General features: G+C 35.0%; 19 protein-coding genes. 4 read left to right on the forward strand and 15 right to left on the reverse strand.

The window, feature by feature from the left end; translation table 11 throughout:
- Positions 1 to 54: 54 nt before the first annotated feature.
- The 5 genes from vraR to map all read right to left on the reverse strand — a co-directional run bounded on the left by vraR (position 55) and on the right by map (position 3671).
- Entirely contained in the window at positions 55 to 684 is a 630-nt protein-coding gene (gene vraR, locus GJE18_RS07840; protein ID WP_037566926.1) for a response regulator transcription factor VraR, read from the reverse strand.
- Complete coding sequence (gene vraS / locus GJE18_RS07845; protein ID WP_037566929.1) at positions 674 to 1717, reverse strand: sensor histidine kinase VraS; 1044 nt, start codon at positions 1715 to 1717, stop codon at positions 674 to 676. The genes vraR and vraS overlap by 11 nt, the downstream gene beginning before the upstream one ends.
- Positions 1714 to 2415 (reverse strand): cell wall-active antibiotics response protein VraT, encoded by a 702-nt coding sequence (gene vraT / locus GJE18_RS07850; RefSeq protein WP_060551429.1) that lies wholly within the window; start codon positions 2413 to 2415, stop codon positions 1714 to 1716. The genes vraS and vraT overlap by 4 nt, the downstream gene beginning before the upstream one ends.
- A gap of 12 nt (positions 2416 to 2427) precedes the next feature.
- Positions 2428 to 2814, reverse strand: coding sequence for a hypothetical protein (locus tag GJE18_RS07855; protein ID WP_103345098.1), 387 nt, complete (start codon positions 2812 to 2814; stop codon positions 2428 to 2430).
- 98 nt (positions 2815 to 2912) lie between these two features.
- On the reverse strand, positions 2913 to 3671 hold the full coding sequence (map, locus tag GJE18_RS07860; protein ID WP_103345099.1) for a type I methionyl aminopeptidase: 759 nt from the start codon (positions 3669 to 3671) through the stop codon (positions 2913 to 2915).
- 172 nt (positions 3672 to 3843) lie between these two features.
- On the opposite strand from map, the gene GJE18_RS07865 reads away from it, so the two are divergent.
- Together GJE18_RS07865 and GJE18_RS07870 are read left to right on the forward strand one after the other, a co-directional pair.
- Positions 3844 to 4218 (forward strand): YkvA family protein, encoded by a 375-nt coding sequence (locus GJE18_RS07865; RefSeq protein ID WP_168429127.1) that lies wholly within the window; start codon positions 3844 to 3846, stop codon positions 4216 to 4218.
- Between the two features lie 119 nt (positions 4219 to 4337).
- Positions 4338 to 5369 carry an FUSC family protein gene (locus GJE18_RS07870; protein ID WP_060551432.1) on the forward strand — a complete coding sequence of 344 codons (1032 nt, stop codon included), beginning with the start codon at positions 4338 to 4340 and terminating at the stop codon, positions 5367 to 5369.
- A gap of 100 nt (positions 5370 to 5469) precedes the next feature.
- Here the strand turns inward: GJE18_RS07870 and gatD are convergent, their stop codons facing one another.
- Both gatD and murT read right to left on the reverse strand, forming a co-directional pair.
- On the reverse strand, positions 5470 to 6201 hold the full coding sequence (gene gatD / locus GJE18_RS07875; RefSeq protein ID WP_060551433.1) for a lipid II isoglutaminyl synthase subunit GatD: 732 nt from the start codon (positions 6199 to 6201) through the stop codon (positions 5470 to 5472).
- A complete protein-coding gene (gene murT / locus GJE18_RS07880) occupies positions 6202 to 7512 on the reverse strand; it encodes a lipid II isoglutaminyl synthase subunit MurT (protein ID WP_060551434.1) in 1311 nt (436 codons plus the stop codon).
- 147 nt (positions 7513 to 7659) lie between these two features.
- Between murT and ftnA the strand changes: the two genes are divergently transcribed.
- The gene (gene ftnA / locus GJE18_RS07885) at positions 7660 to 8163 is read left to right on the forward strand and encodes an H-type ferritin FtnA (protein ID WP_037566941.1); all 504 of its coding nucleotides are present in this window, start codon (positions 7660 to 7662) and stop codon (positions 8161 to 8163) included.
- 98 nt (positions 8164 to 8261) lie between these two features.
- Positions 8262 to 8822 (forward strand): 3'-5' exonuclease, encoded by a 561-nt coding sequence (locus tag GJE18_RS07890; RefSeq protein WP_060551435.1) that lies wholly within the window; start codon positions 8262 to 8264, stop codon positions 8820 to 8822.
- On the opposite strand, the gene dinB is transcribed toward GJE18_RS07890, so the two are convergent.
- From dinB to gatC, 8 genes are all read right to left on the reverse strand, one after another.
- Positions 8817 to 9887 carry a DNA polymerase IV gene (dinB, locus tag GJE18_RS07895; protein ID WP_060551436.1) on the reverse strand — a complete coding sequence of 357 codons (1071 nt, stop codon included), beginning with the start codon at positions 9885 to 9887 and terminating at the stop codon, positions 8817 to 8819. The two genes, GJE18_RS07890 and dinB, sit on opposite strands and share 6 nt — an antisense overlap.
- A gap of 158 nt (positions 9888 to 10045) precedes the next feature.
- Positions 10046 to 10585 (reverse strand): metalloprotease family protein, encoded by a 540-nt coding sequence (locus tag GJE18_RS07900; protein ID WP_107368434.1) that lies wholly within the window; start codon positions 10583 to 10585, stop codon positions 10046 to 10048.
- Between the two features lie 86 nt (positions 10586 to 10671).
- Positions 10672 to 11985, reverse strand: a complete 1314-nt coding sequence (locus GJE18_RS07905; protein WP_060551438.1) for a carboxylesterase family protein — start codon at positions 11983 to 11985, stop codon at positions 10672 to 10674.
- A 12-nt stretch (positions 11986 to 11997) separates the two neighbouring features.
- Positions 11998 to 13368, reverse strand: coding sequence for a 23S rRNA (uracil(1939)-C(5))-methyltransferase RlmD (gene rlmD / locus GJE18_RS07910; RefSeq protein ID WP_085622395.1), 1371 nt, complete (start codon positions 13366 to 13368; stop codon positions 11998 to 12000).
- 95 nt (positions 13369 to 13463) lie between these two features.
- Positions 13464 to 14396 (reverse strand): diacylglycerol kinase, encoded by a 933-nt coding sequence (locus GJE18_RS07915; protein ID WP_060551440.1) that lies wholly within the window; start codon positions 14394 to 14396, stop codon positions 13464 to 13466.
- A gap of 240 nt (positions 14397 to 14636) precedes the next feature.
- Positions 14637 to 16064 carry an Asp-tRNA(Asn)/Glu-tRNA(Gln) amidotransferase subunit GatB gene (gatB, locus tag GJE18_RS07920; protein WP_039644777.1) on the reverse strand — a complete coding sequence of 476 codons (1428 nt, stop codon included), beginning with the start codon at positions 16062 to 16064 and terminating at the stop codon, positions 14637 to 14639.
- A 13-nt stretch (positions 16065 to 16077) separates the two neighbouring features.
- On the reverse strand, positions 16078 to 17538 hold the full coding sequence (gene gatA / locus GJE18_RS07925; RefSeq protein ID WP_165886129.1) for an Asp-tRNA(Asn)/Glu-tRNA(Gln) amidotransferase subunit GatA: 1461 nt from the start codon (positions 17536 to 17538) through the stop codon (positions 16078 to 16080).
- Between the two features lie 2 nt (positions 17539 to 17540).
- The gene (gatC, locus tag GJE18_RS07930; protein ID WP_103345108.1) at positions 17541 to 17843 is read right to left on the reverse strand and encodes an Asp-tRNA(Asn)/Glu-tRNA(Gln) amidotransferase subunit GatC; all 303 of its coding nucleotides are present in this window, start codon (positions 17841 to 17843) and stop codon (positions 17541 to 17543) included.
- Positions 17844 to 18132: the final 289 nt, after the last annotated feature.

An 18132-nucleotide genomic window follows, 5' to 3' on the forward strand; every position in this document is an offset into this window, starting at 1 on the left:
TTAAAAAGAGGCGGTGATAGGTACGGCATTTGCCATACCTATCACCGCTTCTAATTATTCTATTAACCCATGTTGAAAGGCATATATCACAGCCTGAGTACGGTCCTGAACTTCCAATTTACTTAAAATATTACTCACATGAGTTTTTACAGTCTTAATCGTAATATGTGAAGCGCTCGCAATTTCTTGATTCGAATACCCTTTGGAAATCAGCAATAAAATTTCCATTTCACGTTCCGTTAACAATTCGTAAAGTTCAGCTCTTTGTCGCATACGATTTCGCATTTTCACTAATACTTCTGCTTCAAAAACAGATTCACCTTGGAATGTTTTACGAATAGCTTCGGCAATATCTTTTGCACTTGTTGTTTTTAAAATATAGCTGTCGACACCGGCATCTAAAGCGCGATAAACTTCTTTATCCTCAATGTAACTTGTAAGCATCACCACTTTGATACGTGGTAACTCTTTTTTAATTTGTGTCGTAGCCTCAACCCCATCCATATCTGTCATCACTAAATCCATTAAAATTAAATCCGGTTTCAGTTCATGTGCTTTTGAGATTGCCTCTTTACCTGACGCCCCTTCACCTACTACTTCAATGTCTGGTTGTGTAGAAAGATAACTCGAAATTCCAATTCTAACCATTTCATGATCATCTACAAATAATACTTTAATTGTCATTATGTCCCTCCTTATCTAATGGTGCTTTCACTTCAATTCGAGTACCTGAATCCGGTAATGATACGATATGAAATGTCGCGCCAATTTCCATTGCACGTTCACGCATATTTTTCAATCCATAACTTTGTTCCATCTTATCATCAACATTAAATCCGATACCATCATCTTGAATGCGTAGCAATATGTAATCTTCTCGTTGTAACAATTCCACCGTCACTTCAGTCCCTTTTGAATGACGGAGTGTATTAGAAATCGCTTCTTGTGTAATTCTAAATAAATGGTCTTCCATTCCCTTAGGTACATCAAACTCACCGATATCTTGAACTACTTTCAATGGAACTTTACGTTGTAAATCCGTCACTAAAGATTGAATACCTTCACCTAATGATTTATCTTTCAAGCCTATCGGTCTTAAATGTAATAACAGCGCGCGCATTTCTAATTGTGAATCTTGCACCATTTTTTCAAGCGTCGGAATTTGTTGATTTAATGGGGGTTCTAGAGGCGTTTCTTTAATTGCAGAAAGCATCATACTTGCCGCAAATAATTGTTGTGACACACTGTCATGAAGTTCTCTAGCAAGTCGATGACGTTCATCCTCGATAATTTTTTGTACTTTTGAATCATTGATATTATACGATTCATTCGTTAAATTTTGCGTTTTAATACGCATGCGATGTAACTCTTGATTCAGTGGCACGAGTGCTTCGTAAAGCTCTAATGTTTCTTGGTAAATTTCAATTTGTTGATCATTTACACCAACGGTTTCCCCTTCAATCGCACGTTCAATTTGAACTTTAAGCCAATCATTTTGTTGATTATTTTTATATGCAAGTACACTTCCAACAATAATACACAAAAATATGGTAATAAGATTTAAAAACAGAAACACAGGTATACCAAAAATTTGTGTATAAAACATACCTTGAAAGAAAATAATATTCGTAAATACATTGTCTATAAAGAAGAAAGCTGTAAATAAGCTATACACTAATATAAGCATTGAACCTATCGATCGTACGTATTGATTCATCGACCAATCACCTCAACATCACCTATAAATGTTGAAACGAAAACATTCACAGTGTAACGGTCTGATTTTTGAGCTGACTCCAATTTTATATTGTTATTTTCAAGTCTAAGTCGTTGGTCTTCGAAATGAACATTTCCATAAAATGCGGATACATTAAGCTTTACATTATAGTTGAGTGGCACAACGACTTGCACTTTCCCCACTATATGACGTACGACGATAGTATTTTGAGCTTTTAAGTTCGCTGCTTTGGTCATATCAATATAAATGTCACCCATTCCATGTTGAATTTGGACATCTTCCCATTTGTAAACATAAACTGGCGTTTTTTGTTCGCCAAACCATTTCTGTTTAATAAAAGCTGGGGATGTTTCAATATCTTCAGATGACATCACCTTTAATGGTTTACGCTTATAAATAATATAACGAATCGCTACGATAATCATAAAAATAAATAATATCACAAGCGTATATTTATTAGACAAGAGTGTGAATAACACCATTAATGCGCCTATCCAAAAGCATAATAGCCCACGCACTTTGTGAAAATAAATATATCCTACATACATTAAGATGCTTCCTAATAACAAAACAAATAAAAAACCAATTTTCTCAAAAAATATATAATAAAAATTGGCTATAATCATTAGCGCTGTAAAAATGATTAAAAGCTCAGTCGAAATATATTTTTGTGTCATATTTCCACCTTTCTAGTATGCCAATCTTAAAGTTAATAATAAATCACACTCTTGTTGTGTATAGTTCCGTTCGTTGTTTAATTGATTTAATAATCGCTCTAAATGTGCATACTCATATTCAATTTCATTTAAATCACGTTTCATTTTTGTAATTTCTCTACCGTTAATTTTTTCAGGGCATTGCACATGTTGTTCATCTAACAAATCGATATATTTATTTTCTAATGCGATAGTCTGTCTGTCAATTAACAACTGTAATTGTGTTTTCTTGTGCTGCAAGTAGCGTATAGTTGCATCAATATCATGCATTTTTCCTTTCAATGCCACGAGACATGCACTTAGTTGATGGCTGTACATTGTTCTTAATACCCGTTCGATATAACGTTTAAGTTGTTTCATAATAGAATCACCTCTTATAACGACTCTATTATAAAATGGTTCCACAGCCTTTATAATAGGCTATGGAACCATCTTTCATTAGGACTTAAGTCCGAAGATTATCCTTTTAAGGATTGTGTAGTTAATAATGGACCGTCTTTGGTTACAATCACTGTATGTTCAACCTGAGCGACATAACTTTTATCTTTAGTTTCAAAAGCCCATTCATTTTTACCTTCTGTCACATATGACGCATTAGAAGAAATAAAAGGTTCTACGGCTAATACCATGCCCTCTTTTAATAATGTTTTATCTTGCGGTTCATAATAATTCATAATATGCGCAGGCGCTTCATGTAATGATAAACCTACACCATGACCTGTTAGATTTTTAATCACTTTCAAATTATTTTTACGCGCTGTCGCATGTACAGCTTTACCAATCTGACTTAATTTGGATCCTGGTTTTATTTTAGTCATCGCAGCATCAAATGCCTCTTGCGCCGCTTCACAAACTTTTAGTTTCATTGGCTCCTCTGTGTCACCTACTACAAAAGAAATGCCGGTATCTGCATAATAGCCATTTTTTAATGCAGAGACATCAATATTCACTAAATCTCCTTCTTTAATCACACGCTTACCCGGTATGCCGTGAGCGACTTCTTCATTAACACTAATACATGTTTGACCCGGAAAATTTTCGTCATGAATAGGTGCGGAAAGTGCGCCTTCAGCTTCAAACATTTCTTTAGCAATGTTATCTAATTCTTTCGTTGTAATACCAGGTACTGTTGCTTCGACCATTGTATCTCTGATTTTGGCACATATTGCACCGATTTCTTTTAAAGCTTGAAGTTCTTCTTCTGTTTTTACAATCATTTGAATCCCGTTCCTTTTTAATTTCTTATTTACTTTACTATATCATTATTTTTCTAAATTGCCATTGTCTTACTATTAAATTTTAAACATCCTTCTCTAAGCCAAGCATTTATCTGATAATTCAAATTGAATTCATGTAAACTATTTTATAATACATGAGAGAGGTGATGGCTTGATCCAGTTAAAAACATTCATAAAGACGCTAAAAAGACAATTAACTGTAGTTTATTTGTGTTATAAAGATGAGGAAACACCACTCTTAGCTAAAATGATCGCTTTATTAACTATAGCCTATGCATTAAGTCCTATTTATTTAATACCGGATTTTATTCCAATACTTGGCTATTTAGATGATGTGTTAATCGTTCCATTTGGAATTTGGCTTTCTTTAATGTTCATTCCTAATGACATTATAAAACGGCATCAAGTTGAAGCGACATATCTAACTCAGCAACAGTTACGCAAAAACTGGTTAATGGGCATCATCATCATATGTTTATGGAGCATAATTGTGATCACAATAGTACATTGGTATTTACACTTATAAGGAAGGCGTTTTTAATTCTCATAAGATATCACGCTTTTAGAATAAAAGACATAATTCCCCGTTTCGCTTTGTGAAAAATTTGTTATACTAAATTTAACATATATACAGGAGCATATAAGATGAACGGGAACGGTACACGCATAAAAAGCGTCATCGGCGCTAGAACCATTAAAACAGGACTTGCTACATTTTTAACTGCTTTGTTTTGTTTATGGCTGAATCTAAATCCTATATTCGCTATATTATCTGCTGTCGTTACTATTGAGCCGACTGTAAAAGCATCCATCACAAAAGGATACAAACGGCTACCCGCTACGGTTATGGGGGCTTTTATTGCTGTAGTTTGTACCTATATTTTTGGCGATGACTCTGCACTAGCGTATGGGATCACCGCAACATTAACCATACTTTTTTGTATTCAATTTAATTTACATGTTGGGATTACTGTCGCAACTTTAACTGCGCTTGCGATGATTCCAGATATTCATGAAGATTATGTGTTTAACTTTGTCTCACGCCTCATTACTGCATTTATTGGATTAGGTACCGCAGGATTAGTGAATTTCATTGTATTACCACCAAAATATTACACACAAATCGATGCATTGATTGATCAAACAGAATCTCAAATTTATTCACTATTTACCCAACGGATGAAAGAATTACTTATTGGACAGTATCATTCTGATAAAAGTGATAAAGCTGTTGAAAAATTACATATTAACAATGCACGTGTTGAAGAATTGTTAGGCTTTCAACGCGATGAATTAAAATATCACAAATCTAATAATCGTTCCGATGAATGGCTCAGAATTAGAAAACTTACGAACCGTGCACATGAAAACCGCCTTTTAATTACACATCTATCAAATATTATTTATCTACCTGAAGATGATCTTATTTTATTTAACGATGCTGAAAAGAAAGCAATTATTGCAATCACAAATAAAATTAGTCAAATTAGCATTAAAGGAACATTCGAACCTGAACGTAAAGCAGCGACCACGCTTAAAAATTCTGTCAAAGGGTTAAACGAATTCGATATCAATCAAGTGAAAAGTCACACAATCTATGAAATCTTATTAATTTATCGTATTTTATTGTTACGTTTTAAAAAGTTAAATTTAAACAACCCTCAAAATTCACTTTGACTGAATTTTGAGGGTTGTTTTTACATAGAGATATTAAACATCTTGGATAGCTCTATCTCATACATGCGTGTGAATAACAACATATATCGAATAATAAGATTTAAGTCTTTTGTTGATTTTTTCGCGCACGATCAATCAACACTTGTTTAGCTTGTTCTTCTGCTGTGTTATCAATGTGTTTAGGTTCAAAAGGGATCCCTTTTCGTTTCGCAGCAGCTTCTAATAAATAATCGGTCATCTCATGATTTTTAGGCAATACAGGTCCATGTAAATAGGTACCTAATAAATTTTTATAATGAATCCCCTCTTTTTGGTCCGTAGCATTGTTGCCATAACCATAAGTGACATGCCCTAACGTATCAAATTTGTGATACGTACGGCCTCCATGATTTTCAAAACCTACAATCGTACCGAATGTGTCACTTTCAATAACAACATCACCGGTCAAACGCTCGGTTTGAGATTCCGTATAAAAGTCAAGAATATTTAAACCTTCTAAAACTTCCCCGTCTGGCGTAGTATATTTTTCACCTAAAAATTGATAGCCTCCACAAATTGTTAAACCTGGCAATCCATCTTCAATAGCGCTTTTCAATTGCGTTTTAATTTTGGCTAATTCTTTCGTTGCTAAAGATTGCTCACGGTCACTGCCGCCCCCTATAAAGAATATATCAGCTTTAGAAAGATCAATATTATCAGTTTCATTAATATCTACAACATTTAATTTAATATTGCGCTGTTTCGCCCTGTATTTCAGAGCCATAATATTCCCGATATCACTATATAAATTGAGTTTATCTGGCATAAAATGAAAAACCGTTAATTCATGCATTTATTTCGCCTCCTTGAAAGAACGTACGAGTTGATCTAACATCGGTGTGAGAGACGTATAGTTAGGAATTGCTACAGTAAAGCCTTCGAAATCCATAGAGCGTGCAGTAGCTTTATAAATATCTTTTTCTAAAATAATAGGCACGTCAATTTCAGCCAGTTTCAAACGTAGTTGCAATTCTTCGGCTCTTGACCCTGTCACAATAATTGTTTCAATATCTTGAGTGGCTAATTTTTCAAAATCTGCATCATAAATCCATGACGTATCACGTCCATCAGCAGCAAAATCATTCAGACTCATCACATAAACTTTACGTTCTTGTAATTTTTCACCCATCGAAATTGAAGCATTCATACCAGCAGGGTTTTTAGCTAAATTGATTAACGCTTTTTTGGATCCTCGTTCAAAATATTGCATGCGTCCGTTATCAGATGTATAGGATTCAAATCCTTTACGGATAGAGGCATCATTTAAACCTAATTCTCTTAAAACCGCATAAGCTCCAAGTGCATTATAAGCATTAAAATCACCAGCAATTTTCATATTGAAAGTTTCATTATTAATATGCATTGTCAAAAATGGATTGATTTCAAAATGCGACACTTCATATTTAGGCGCCACGCGATTAAAACCACATTGACACGTATAATGCCCTAGTTGGTTGTAATGAATATATTCATAATTTAACTTTTTACCACAGTTCGGACAATAACGACTTTCATTCATCGTAGATTGTTCGAACGGGTAAGCCTCTTTTGCCATACCATAATACGTTACATCATTACTTGCTTTTTTTAAGCGACTCACAAATGGATCATCTGTATTTAAAATTAAAGCAATACCTTTATTTTCAATGGCAGAGATAATATTATTTACCATAATATCTATTTCTCCAAAACGGTCCATCTGATCGCGAAAGAAGTTCGTAAATACCATCTTCGTTGGCGTCATTTCTTTCAGTACACGTGGAATAGAGCCTTCATCTATTTCAATGATAGCCATTTTAGTATTAGCTTTTGATTGTACGATAAACGCAGAAGTAATGCCTGCTGCCATATTGGCACCTTCATTATTATGAATGATTGGAATTTGATTCACTTTAAGTGTATGTCCAATCAAGTTAGATGTCGTCGTTTTACCATTGGTACCACTTACAAAAACTACTTCATCCACTTTTCCAGCTAATTTTCGTAATATATTTTGGTCTATTTTTCGGGCAACTTGACCTGGTAAGTCTGTCCCTTTTTTACCAATCGCACGACTCGCTTTACGTGCTAACTTGGCCATTTGAATCGCAGTCCATTGTCTCATACCAATTCTCCTTCAATTTTCACTTAGCATATTATACCATGCTCACCATTAATTCAAAATCAAAAGCATAATCCAGATATTATTCTTTGCATATTTAATGCCATTGGGTACAATGGACTTGAAGGATGACATCTTTGGAGGGATATTATGCTAGATAAACAATTATTAGAAGCTTTGAATGACCAGATGAACCACGAATATTTTGCCGCTCATGCCTATATGGCTATGGCTGCGTATTGTGACCATAATGCATACGAAGGGTTTGCAAATTTCTTTATTCAACAAGCTAAAGAAGAACGTTTTCATGGTAAGAAAATTTATGATTATATTAACGACCGTGGTGAACAAGCTATCTTTTCATCTTTAGATGCACCTAAAGTCGAATTTAATTCTATTTTAGAAACATTTGAAGACGGCTTAAAACAAGAACAAAATGTAACACGTCGTTTTTATAATCTATCTGAAATCGCAAACGAGAAAAAAGATTATGCTACGATTTCATTCTTAAACTGGTTCTTAGATGAGCAAGTTGAAGAAGAATCAATGTTTGAAAGACATATTGACTACTTAAAACGTATCGGTGATGATTGTAATACGTTATACCTTTACGAAAAAGAACTTGCAAGCCGTTCTTTTAATGAAACAGAATAGCATTCAGTAAAGTGAGCGCCTCGAAATCTCTCGATGGCGCTTTTTTTATTGTTATGATAAGATATGCTTATTTCACACATTGAAACGAGGTGGCGATGATGATACAAGATAGTTTTGTGGCTTTAGACTTTGAAACAGCAAATTATAAACGAACAAGCGTGTGCTCAGTCGGAATGGTTAAAGTCGTTAATCATGAACTTACAGAGACGTTTTATACACTAGTCAATCCGAATGATTATTTCTCACCTAAAAATATTGACGTTCATGGTATTCAACCTGAAGACGTTTTATCTGCGCCAGACTTTAAATACGTTTATCCTTATATGTTGCAATTTATAGATCAATTACCTGTAGTCGCCCACAATGCTGCATTTGATATGTCCGTATTGCATGCGAGTTTAAAGGCGCATCAGTTCGAAACACCTGATTTAACTTATTTTTGTTCGTGTCAACTTTCAAGAAAAACAGTTCCATCAAAACGGAATGGATTAAAACATATGATGGACTATTTTCAATTAGATTTTCATGGTCATCATGATGCACTTAATGATGCCAAAGCGTGTGCAATGATAACGTATCGGTTACTACAACATTATCCAAGTTTGGAAAATGTGTTGCGTATTTACGGTAAAAATTTAATGGATAAGGATGTTTTATAAAAAGTCATAAATGGTCATATTTCGATAAAAAGCATCCTCTAAACCACCAACAGTCACGCCAATTAATCGAATGGGTATTTCAGGCGCTTTCAATTCATAATATAAATCGTATGCAATTTGGTAAATGGTTTCTGCATCACTAAGTGGTGTTGATAAGCTTCTTTGTTTTGATGCATTTTTAAAATCATTTGTTTTTATTTTAACCGTCACAGTACGTCCAGCTTGCTTAAGCTGACTCAGTCGACTTTCAATGATACGGCTTAATTCTTCAACTTTACGTAAAATTTGGTCGTCGTCATTCGTATCTATAGAAAATGTACGTTCAGCACCTACACTTTTTCGAATTCGTTCGGATTTTACAACGCGATGATCGATACCTCTTGCCCGTTCGTATAAATGATGCCCTCTTTTACCAAACAAATAAATCAATTCTCGTTCACTTTTACGATACAAATCTTTTCCTGTAAAAATGCCGTGTGCATGCATCTTTTCTTTTGAAGCCCGTCCTACACCTGGAAAATCTCCAATATCTAAAGCCATTAGAATGTCATGCACATTATCATAGGTAATGACAGTGAGACCGTTAGGCTTATTCATACCACTCGCTAACTTCGCTAGAAATTTGTTGTATGAGACACCTGCACTCGCAGTTAATTGAGTTTGTTCATAAATATCACGCCGAATAAATTGAGCGATTTGAGAAGCGGAAAGATCTGGTCGTACAAGCTCAGTTATATCTAAGTATGCTTCATCTAAAGATAATGGCTCAACGAATTCAGTATAACTTTTAAATATTGACATAATCTCTTTCGAAACTGCTTTATACATTTCAAAACGCGGTGTAATAAAATAACCATCAGGACAAAGTTGATGCGCACGTGCCATGGGCATTGCTGAGTGCACTCCAAATTTCCTCGCTTCATAAGATGCTGTTGCAACTACACCTCTCCCACTTGCCTTACCTCCGACAATAACAGGCTTACCTCTAAGGTGCGGTTGGTCTCGAACTTCAACTTGCGCGAAAAAGAAATCCATATCAATGTGAATGATTCTTCTCTCGACCATCGTTCCACCTCCAATCGTATTTTATTAAATATCACTACTCATATCATTAACGATTACTTTGATCTCATTCTTAATAAAGAGAAAGGCCAAGACACGTGTGTCTTAGCCTAAAGTCAACGTATTACATCCATTACAATTGATAGTGAGCCGTAGCAATTTTAATCCTTGTTTTTCGATTCATCACAACAAATGACCAATCCTTCTTCTGTCAGTTCAATCGACTGTGCTTGTTTGTTACTAAATACGAGCATAACAAGATAAACAGATAAAAAGATATATCCCATGTAAAATGAAAAAATAAATATAATATACGTATTAGGCAAATTAATAAATGCAAGTAACAGCATCATACTTACAAGCATACTTGGTAATAACATAATTGTACTAAATGACTTACGATTCATCTTTACATCTGGTAAATAACTTAATATAAAAGATGGTGTAAGCTTGTACTTAGGCCTTGCTTTCGTATATAACATTCGTAATAACACGTAACGAATAAGCTCTTGAATCACAACAAGAACTAATAATCCTAGTATGCCAATAATGAGATTTGCGATAATGTTTTTTTCCTCTAAACCAGTTAACGCCATCGACCACTTATAACTTAAGACGATAAATACCAATGCTACGATAAATTGTGTCAGTATCAATCGCTTACGCACTTTAGAATCTTCAAATAAATTAATCGTAAACATCGTAACACCCTCTTACTGTTAGGCTTACATATAGTATACCCGAATCATGAAAGATATTGTAGAACTCTATTTTAAAGATTATCAACCTACTTTAAAAAAGTAATGACTTCTTTAGGTTGTGATGTTTCAACTTTACCATTACGTGCAAAATCACCCCATAATTTTTTCATGATTTGGCCCGCTTTTTCTATTCTCTCTTTAGGTAATAAAGCAAAAAGTGGCGATTTCATATAAGGTTCAGAATCAAATAACAATGCAAGCTCAGAACTATGGCCAGCTGCAAAGAAATGTTCATGCTTTAACCAATTAAATTGATAATAATATGCACGTCCTTGTTGATTAAGAAAATGACGATAAAACGCATAAGAAGGGCGCGCATAAATCATTTTTGTTAAAAGTTTTACAAATGAAGCTACTCCCCACTTTATTATAGGTATTTCGCTCAATTTTCGTTGAAATGCATTAATGTAAATGAAGACATTGACTTCCCTTGAGGTATGACCGATGAGTAAGTCTATGTGTTTCGCACGTCGTTCAATGATTCGCTGAACATCTGCCTCTTTCGGTAAAGGATATACACCGTAGTGTGGACCAAAGGGCATCAACTTAGTTAAGCCTTTACCGTGATTATGTTTTGTTAAAAACGATTGCATCGATTTAAATTCATCTAAATCTGCATCGTATGCTAACGATTTTAAAGCTGTTAACATTTTTGTCGTCATGTGCTGGCGCCCTTTCATTAATCCGATTGGGGCACTTTGTATAATTGCTCTTTGAAATAAATTCTCTGTTCCATCGGCAACCAGTAATGCTCTAACTGATTCTCCGCCTGCAGATTGTCCAAAAATAGTAATATTGTTTGGATCTCCACCAAAATCTTCAATATGTGCTTTTACCCATTTTAATCCTTCAATTTGATCTAAAAGTCCTAAATTGGCTAATTCTCCGTGTTGATTATACATAAAGCCTAAGACACCTAGACGATAACTTAAATTGACTACGATGACTTCTTCTTGTTTGACGAGTGGTGTTGGATCATATTCAGGATTTTCACCGCTACCATTTACAAAGGAACCTCCGTGTATCCAAACCATGACAGGAAGTAAGTTTTCTTGATGCACTTTAGGGCGTGTAATCGATAGATATTGAGGAAATTCAGTTTGTGGGAGGTTTTCATAATCAGTCCCTAAATAAAATGACTCAAAAAACGATTGTGACTGCCATGCTATTGGTGCATGCGCTGTTGCCTGAATTGTACCATTTTGATATGAATATGGCTCTGGTTGGGCAAATCTATGCGCATGTGCATATCGAATACCTAAAAATTTTTGAACATCGTTTAATTCTATCCCCGTCATTTGTCCTACACGCGTTTCAATGCGAACTTCCTTATTAGTCATACAAAAAAACTCCTATTCATCACTTTTTTTGCGTTTTAAAAGTGCGACAGTTTCAACATGTGTTGTATGAGGGAACATGTCTACTGGTGTCACTTCGATTAAATCATACTTATTTAATAAAAGTTGAATATCTCTAAGTTGCGTGCTTGGATTACAAGATACATAGACGATTTTGTCAGGTTCTAACTGATTCAGTGTTTCAATAAATGTATTGTCACACCCTTTTCGAGGCGGATCTACTGTAACCACATCAGGGCGTATACCCTGTTTTTGCCAATCTAAAATAACCTTTTCTGCTGGACCTGCTACAAAAGTCGTGTTATTGAAATGATTTAATTGGGCATTGCGTTTTGCATCCTCAATCGCCTCAGGAACAACTTCAACACCATAAACGTGTTTAGCTCGGTCTGCCATTGATAATGCGATCGTACCAATACCACAATATGCATCTAATACCGTCTCTGCTCCCGTTAATCCTGCATAATTAACCGCAATGTTATAAAGCTTTTCAGTTTGCAATACATTAATTTGGTAAAAAGACTTGTCATTTATTTTAAAATTCAATTCCCCTAATGAATCTGAAATCGTTTCCTCACCATAAAGCGTTATGCTTTTAGCACCCATGATGACGTTAGACTTCTCTTTATTGATATTGATTTTAATGCTTTTAATTTGAGGGAAGGCTTCGACTAACGCATTGACAATGTCATGAGTGTGTGGAAGTTCGGTTCCATTAATCACAATGGTCACCATGATTTCATCGCTATGGTATCCTTTACGAATAACGACATGCCTTACTAAACCTTGATGTACTGTTTCTTGATAAGGTGCAATATTGTATTGATTTAATAAGTCTCTCAATAAGCGCATAATGCCATTTTGAGCTTGATATTGTATCAAACACTGATCCATATTGATAATATGGTGACTGCGTTGGCGATAATAGCCCATTTCAACTTGTTGTTTCTCACCACCCACAGGAATTTGTGACTTGTTACGATAAAACCATGGATGATCCATACCTACTGTAGGATGAATCGGTACATGTGGCAATTTTCCTTTTCTATGAAACAAATTCACCACTTGATTACGTTTCATTTCTAATTGTGCCTCATAATTTAAGTGTTGAAGTTGACATCCACCACATTTATCATAATAGTCGCAAGGTGGCACCATTCGTGCATCACTTTCCTTTTTTATTGTGATGACTTTTCCAATAGCGAAATTCTTTTTCACTTTAATGATTTTGTAATCGATACGTTCTCCAACGAGCGTTTGTGGGACAAAAATAGGATAAGCATCAATTTTAACAACACCATGCCCTTCATGAGTTAAATCGACAACTTCTCCTTCTAACATTTGATTTTTATGTACCACTGACATCATACTTTCCCCGTTTCTTAACTATAAAATTTGTTTTCAAAACTGAAGGGAGAAGATCAACAACTGTTGCTCACATATTGTCGATCCACTCCCTATTATTCAGATTGTTTAGGTTTATCTATTAGTAATTCATTTTCTTTTTTTGTTTGAGAGAATACTTCGATGTGACGCACTAAATTTAAAAAGTTTGCCGGTAATTGTCCACCATACTCACCATCTACATTCAATGCCATATCACTATATGATGAAATATTAACAGATTGCGCTTTATAATAATGCACCTTTGGATGATTAATATGTTCACCGCGTGATGCTAATGTCATAATATGTCCCATTTCAGCAAGATTACACTTTTCGACAATTAATAAAGTGAAATTCCCATCGTCTAGTTTTGCATCCGGTACGAGTTTTTCAAAACCAGCCATTGAATTGGTTAAACCTAGGAGAAATAGCATAATTTCTCCTTCAAACACATGTTCATCATGTTCAATACGAACATCAACTGCATGCATTTGAGGCAACATTTCAAACCCTTTTACATAATAAGCAAAGGAACCTATCATAGATTTGAGCTTACTTGGTGCCTCATAAGATACTTCAGTCGGTTTCCCACCACCTGCTAAATTAATAAAGTAACGACTATTCATTTTACCAATATCTACTTGAACAGTTTTACCTTGAATAATGACGTCTACAGCTTCAAAAATATCATTTGGTAAATGGAGTGCGCGTCCAAAGTCATTAACTGTCCCCATTGGAATGAGTCCAAGTTTAGGTCGATTTGGTTTTTCAGCTATACCATTGACCACTTCGTTAAGCGTCCCATCTCCCCCAGCAACAATGAGTAAATCATAATTTCGATCAATAGCACGGGCCGCTTCTTCTGTCGCATCGCCAACTTTTTGTGTCGCATAAGCACTTGTTTCATAACCAGCTTGTTCTAATTTAATTAATACATCTGGTAATGATTTCTTGAACAACTCCTTACCAGACGTTGGATTATAAATAATTCTCGCACGTTTTCTCATTTGGATCCCTCAATTTTTGTATACTCATCATTTATATTAAAGCAACTTCACTTCTATTAAAAGTTATTTACATTACTATTTTATTATCGCTTTCCAATTTTGTATACATCAATGTTAAACAAGTTTGAGTTCTCGACATTAACGAAAAATACCCTTCAAAAGATCCCATTTTGTATCCTTTGAAGGGTGTATACAGTCATTATTTCATTGTATTAAGTACCTATGCGTACATGGTTTCAATTAAAGTTTGTCTAGTTCTTCTTTTAATAACTTATTCGCAAGTTGTGGGTTTGCTTGACCTTTAGACAATTTCATAATTTGTCCAACTAAGAAGCCCATCGCTTTACCTTTACCATTTTTAAAGTCTTCAACAGATTGTGGATTTTGTTCAATGGCTTGACGAACGAATTCAAGTACTGCACCTTCATCAGAAATTTGAACAAGACCTTTATCTTTCATGATTTGTTTTGCATCTCCACCATTTTTCGCAAGTTCAGGGAAGACTTTTTTCGCAATTTTACTACTCATCGTACCATCTTCAATTAACTTAATCATACCTGCTAAGTTCTCAGGCGTTAAACCTGTATCTTGAAGCTCGATTTGATTTTTATTAAGGTACTCATTAACGCCACCCATTAACCAGTTTGATGTCATTTTAACATCTGCACCTTCACGCACTGCCGCTTCAAAGAAATCTGACATTTCTTTCGTTAACGTTAAAACGTGTGCATCATATTCTGGAAGGCCGTATTCTTTAACATACTTTTCTTTACGTGCATCTGGAAGTTCAGGAATCGTTTCACGTACACGTGCTTTCCAAGCTTCATCAATGTATAAAGGTACAATATCCGGCTCTGGGAAGTATCTGTAATCATCAGATGCCTCTTTTACACGCATGAGAATTGTTTTACCAGTTGATTCATCAAAACGACGCGTTTCTTGTAAAATTTGGCCACCATTTAATAGCTCTTCAGCTTGACGTTTAACTTCATATTCAAGACCTTTTCTCACGTTGTTAAATGAGTTTAAGTTTTTAAGCTCAGCTTTCGTACCAAATTCTTTTTGACCATATGGACGTAAAGAGATATTGGCATCACAACGCAATGAACCCTCTTCCATTTTGCCATCAGATACACCTGTATATTGAATAATCGCACGTAGCTTTTCAAGGTAAGCGTACGCTTCTTCAGGAGAACGCATATCTGGTTCTGAAACGATTTCGACTAATGGTGTCCCTTGGCGGTTGAGGTCGACTAACGAATAACCATTTTTATGCGTTGATTTTCCAGCATCTTCTTCCATATGAAGACGTGTAATGCCGATGCGTTTTGTTTCTCCATTCACTTCGATATCAATATACCCATGCTCACCAATCGGTTGATCTAATTGAGAAATTTGATATGCTTTTGGATTATCTGGATAAAAATAGTTTTTACGGTCAAATTTAGATTCTGTCGCAATCTCCATATTTAACGCCATTGCTGCACGCATCGACCAGTCTACCGCGCGACGGTTTACAGTAGGTAAAACACCCGGATAACCTAAGTCAATGACGGATGTATTCGTGTTAGGCTCTGCGCCATATGCTACAGGTGCGTTAGAAAACATTTTTGAATCTGTTTTCAGTTCTACATGGACTTCAAGTCCAATTACGGTTTCAAAATGCATTTACTGCCACTCCTTATAATTTATGATAATGATCATGTAAATTAAATTGCGTTTCAAATTGATATGCCACACGGTATAAAGTTTTTTCATCGAATGGTTTACCAATTAATTGTAAGCCGATAGGTCGACTATTTTCAGCTAAACCACAAGGTATAGAAATACCTGGTAAACCTGCTAAGTTAACTGGCGTTGTAAGTAAATCATTCGCATACATAGTTAATGGATCATCAATTTCAGAACCTATATCAAAAGCAACTGTTGGCGTTGTTGGTCCAATGACTACATCATAATTATCAAAAACATTCTCAAAATCATTTTTAATTAACGTTCTCACTTTTTGCGCCTTTTTATAGTATGCATCATAATATCCAGAGCTTAATACGTATGTTCCAAGGAAGATACGACGTTTAACTTCTTCACCAAAACCTTCGCTACGTGACATTTTATAAAGTTCCTCTAAATTAGAAGCATCTTTTGAATGATATCCGTAACGAATACCGTCAAAGCGTGCTAAGTTAGAAGAAGCCTCTGCTGACGCAATAACATAATATGAAGGGATGCCATAAGGTGTACGTGGTAATAACACTTCTTCTACTGTCGCACCTAATGATTTTAAAGTTTCTACTGCTTTAAGCACAGAAGCCTTCACTTCTTCGTCTACGCCCTCACCAATGTATTCTTTAGGCAAGGCAATTTTCATTCCAGAAATGTCTTTACCAATATCAGATGTAAAGTCATTTGATACATTTGGTGCGCTTGTAGAGTCAAGTTCATCTTCACCTACAATCGCTTCTAACACGATGGCATTGTCCTTTACATTACGTGTTAAAGGACCAATTTGGTCTAATGAAGATGCAAAAGCAACTAAACCAAAACGAGAAACACGTCCATATGTTGGTTTTAACCCAACGACACCACAATACGCAGCTGGTTGACGAATCGAACCACCTGTATCTGTTCCTAAAGTAAATGGAACTAAACCAGCAGCAACTGCAGCAGCAGAACCACCAGAAGAACCACCTGGTACAGCTTTATGATCAAATGGATTTACAGTCTTCTTGAAATAAGAAGTTTCCGTAGAACCACCCATCGCAAACTCATCTAAATTGACTTTACCGATTAACACGCCGTTTTCAGCATGTAATTTTTTCATGACAGTGGATTCATAAATCGGCACGAAGCCTTCTAACATTTTACTTGCACAAGTTGTTTCTAAGCCTTCAGTGATAATGTTATCTTTAATTCCCATAGGAATACCGAATAATTTACCTTCAATTTCACCTGCAGCTTGCTTTTGATCTAACTCTTCAGCTTTTTTAAGTGCATTTTCTTTGTCTAAAGCTAAAAAAGATTTGATTTGTGGATCAGTTTCTTCAATTGCATCATATATATCTTTTACGATTTCTGAAGGCTTAATTTTATTTTCTTTAATTAATTTTTGTAAATTTTCAATTGATTCATAACGGATGCTCATAATTATGCGTCCTCCCCATTCATCACTGCAGGCACTTTAAATTGACCCGCCTCTACCTCTTTGGCATTTGCTAATGCTTTTTCTTGTGGTAATCCTTTATGCGCCACATCATCTCTTAAAACATTTTGCAAATCTAATACGTGATTCGTAGGTTTAACATTTTCTGTATCAACTGAATCAATTTGATGACAAAAATCTAACACACCTGCTAACGTCTCTTGAATTTCTTTGGATTCATTATCCGACACATTTAAACGTGCAAGGTTAGCAATGTGCTTCACTTGTTCATGTGTTATTTCGGTCATGACTTCATTAGCCTCCTTAAAAATACTCTTTTATCTTAAAATTGTACCAAATTTCAAGGTAAAAATCTAAGTATTTTCTACAACTCTCCATTGTTTCCATGCACATTTAATTAACTTTTAAACCACTAACAAGCTAAATGACTTTCTTGTTCCCCTTTTATTGTTAAATGTTACTCAAATATAGGTTTATCATTAAATGAAATAACACAGGGTTATATTTTTGCATAAAAAGTAATAACAAATAAGGCCAATATTTCACCTCTGACCTCTTCAATAGTCTAATTTAACA

This window comes from Staphylococcus agnetis (assembly GCF_011466855.1).
In the GTDB taxonomy this organism is placed as follows: Bacteria; Bacillota; Bacilli; order Staphylococcales; family Staphylococcaceae; genus Staphylococcus; species Staphylococcus agnetis.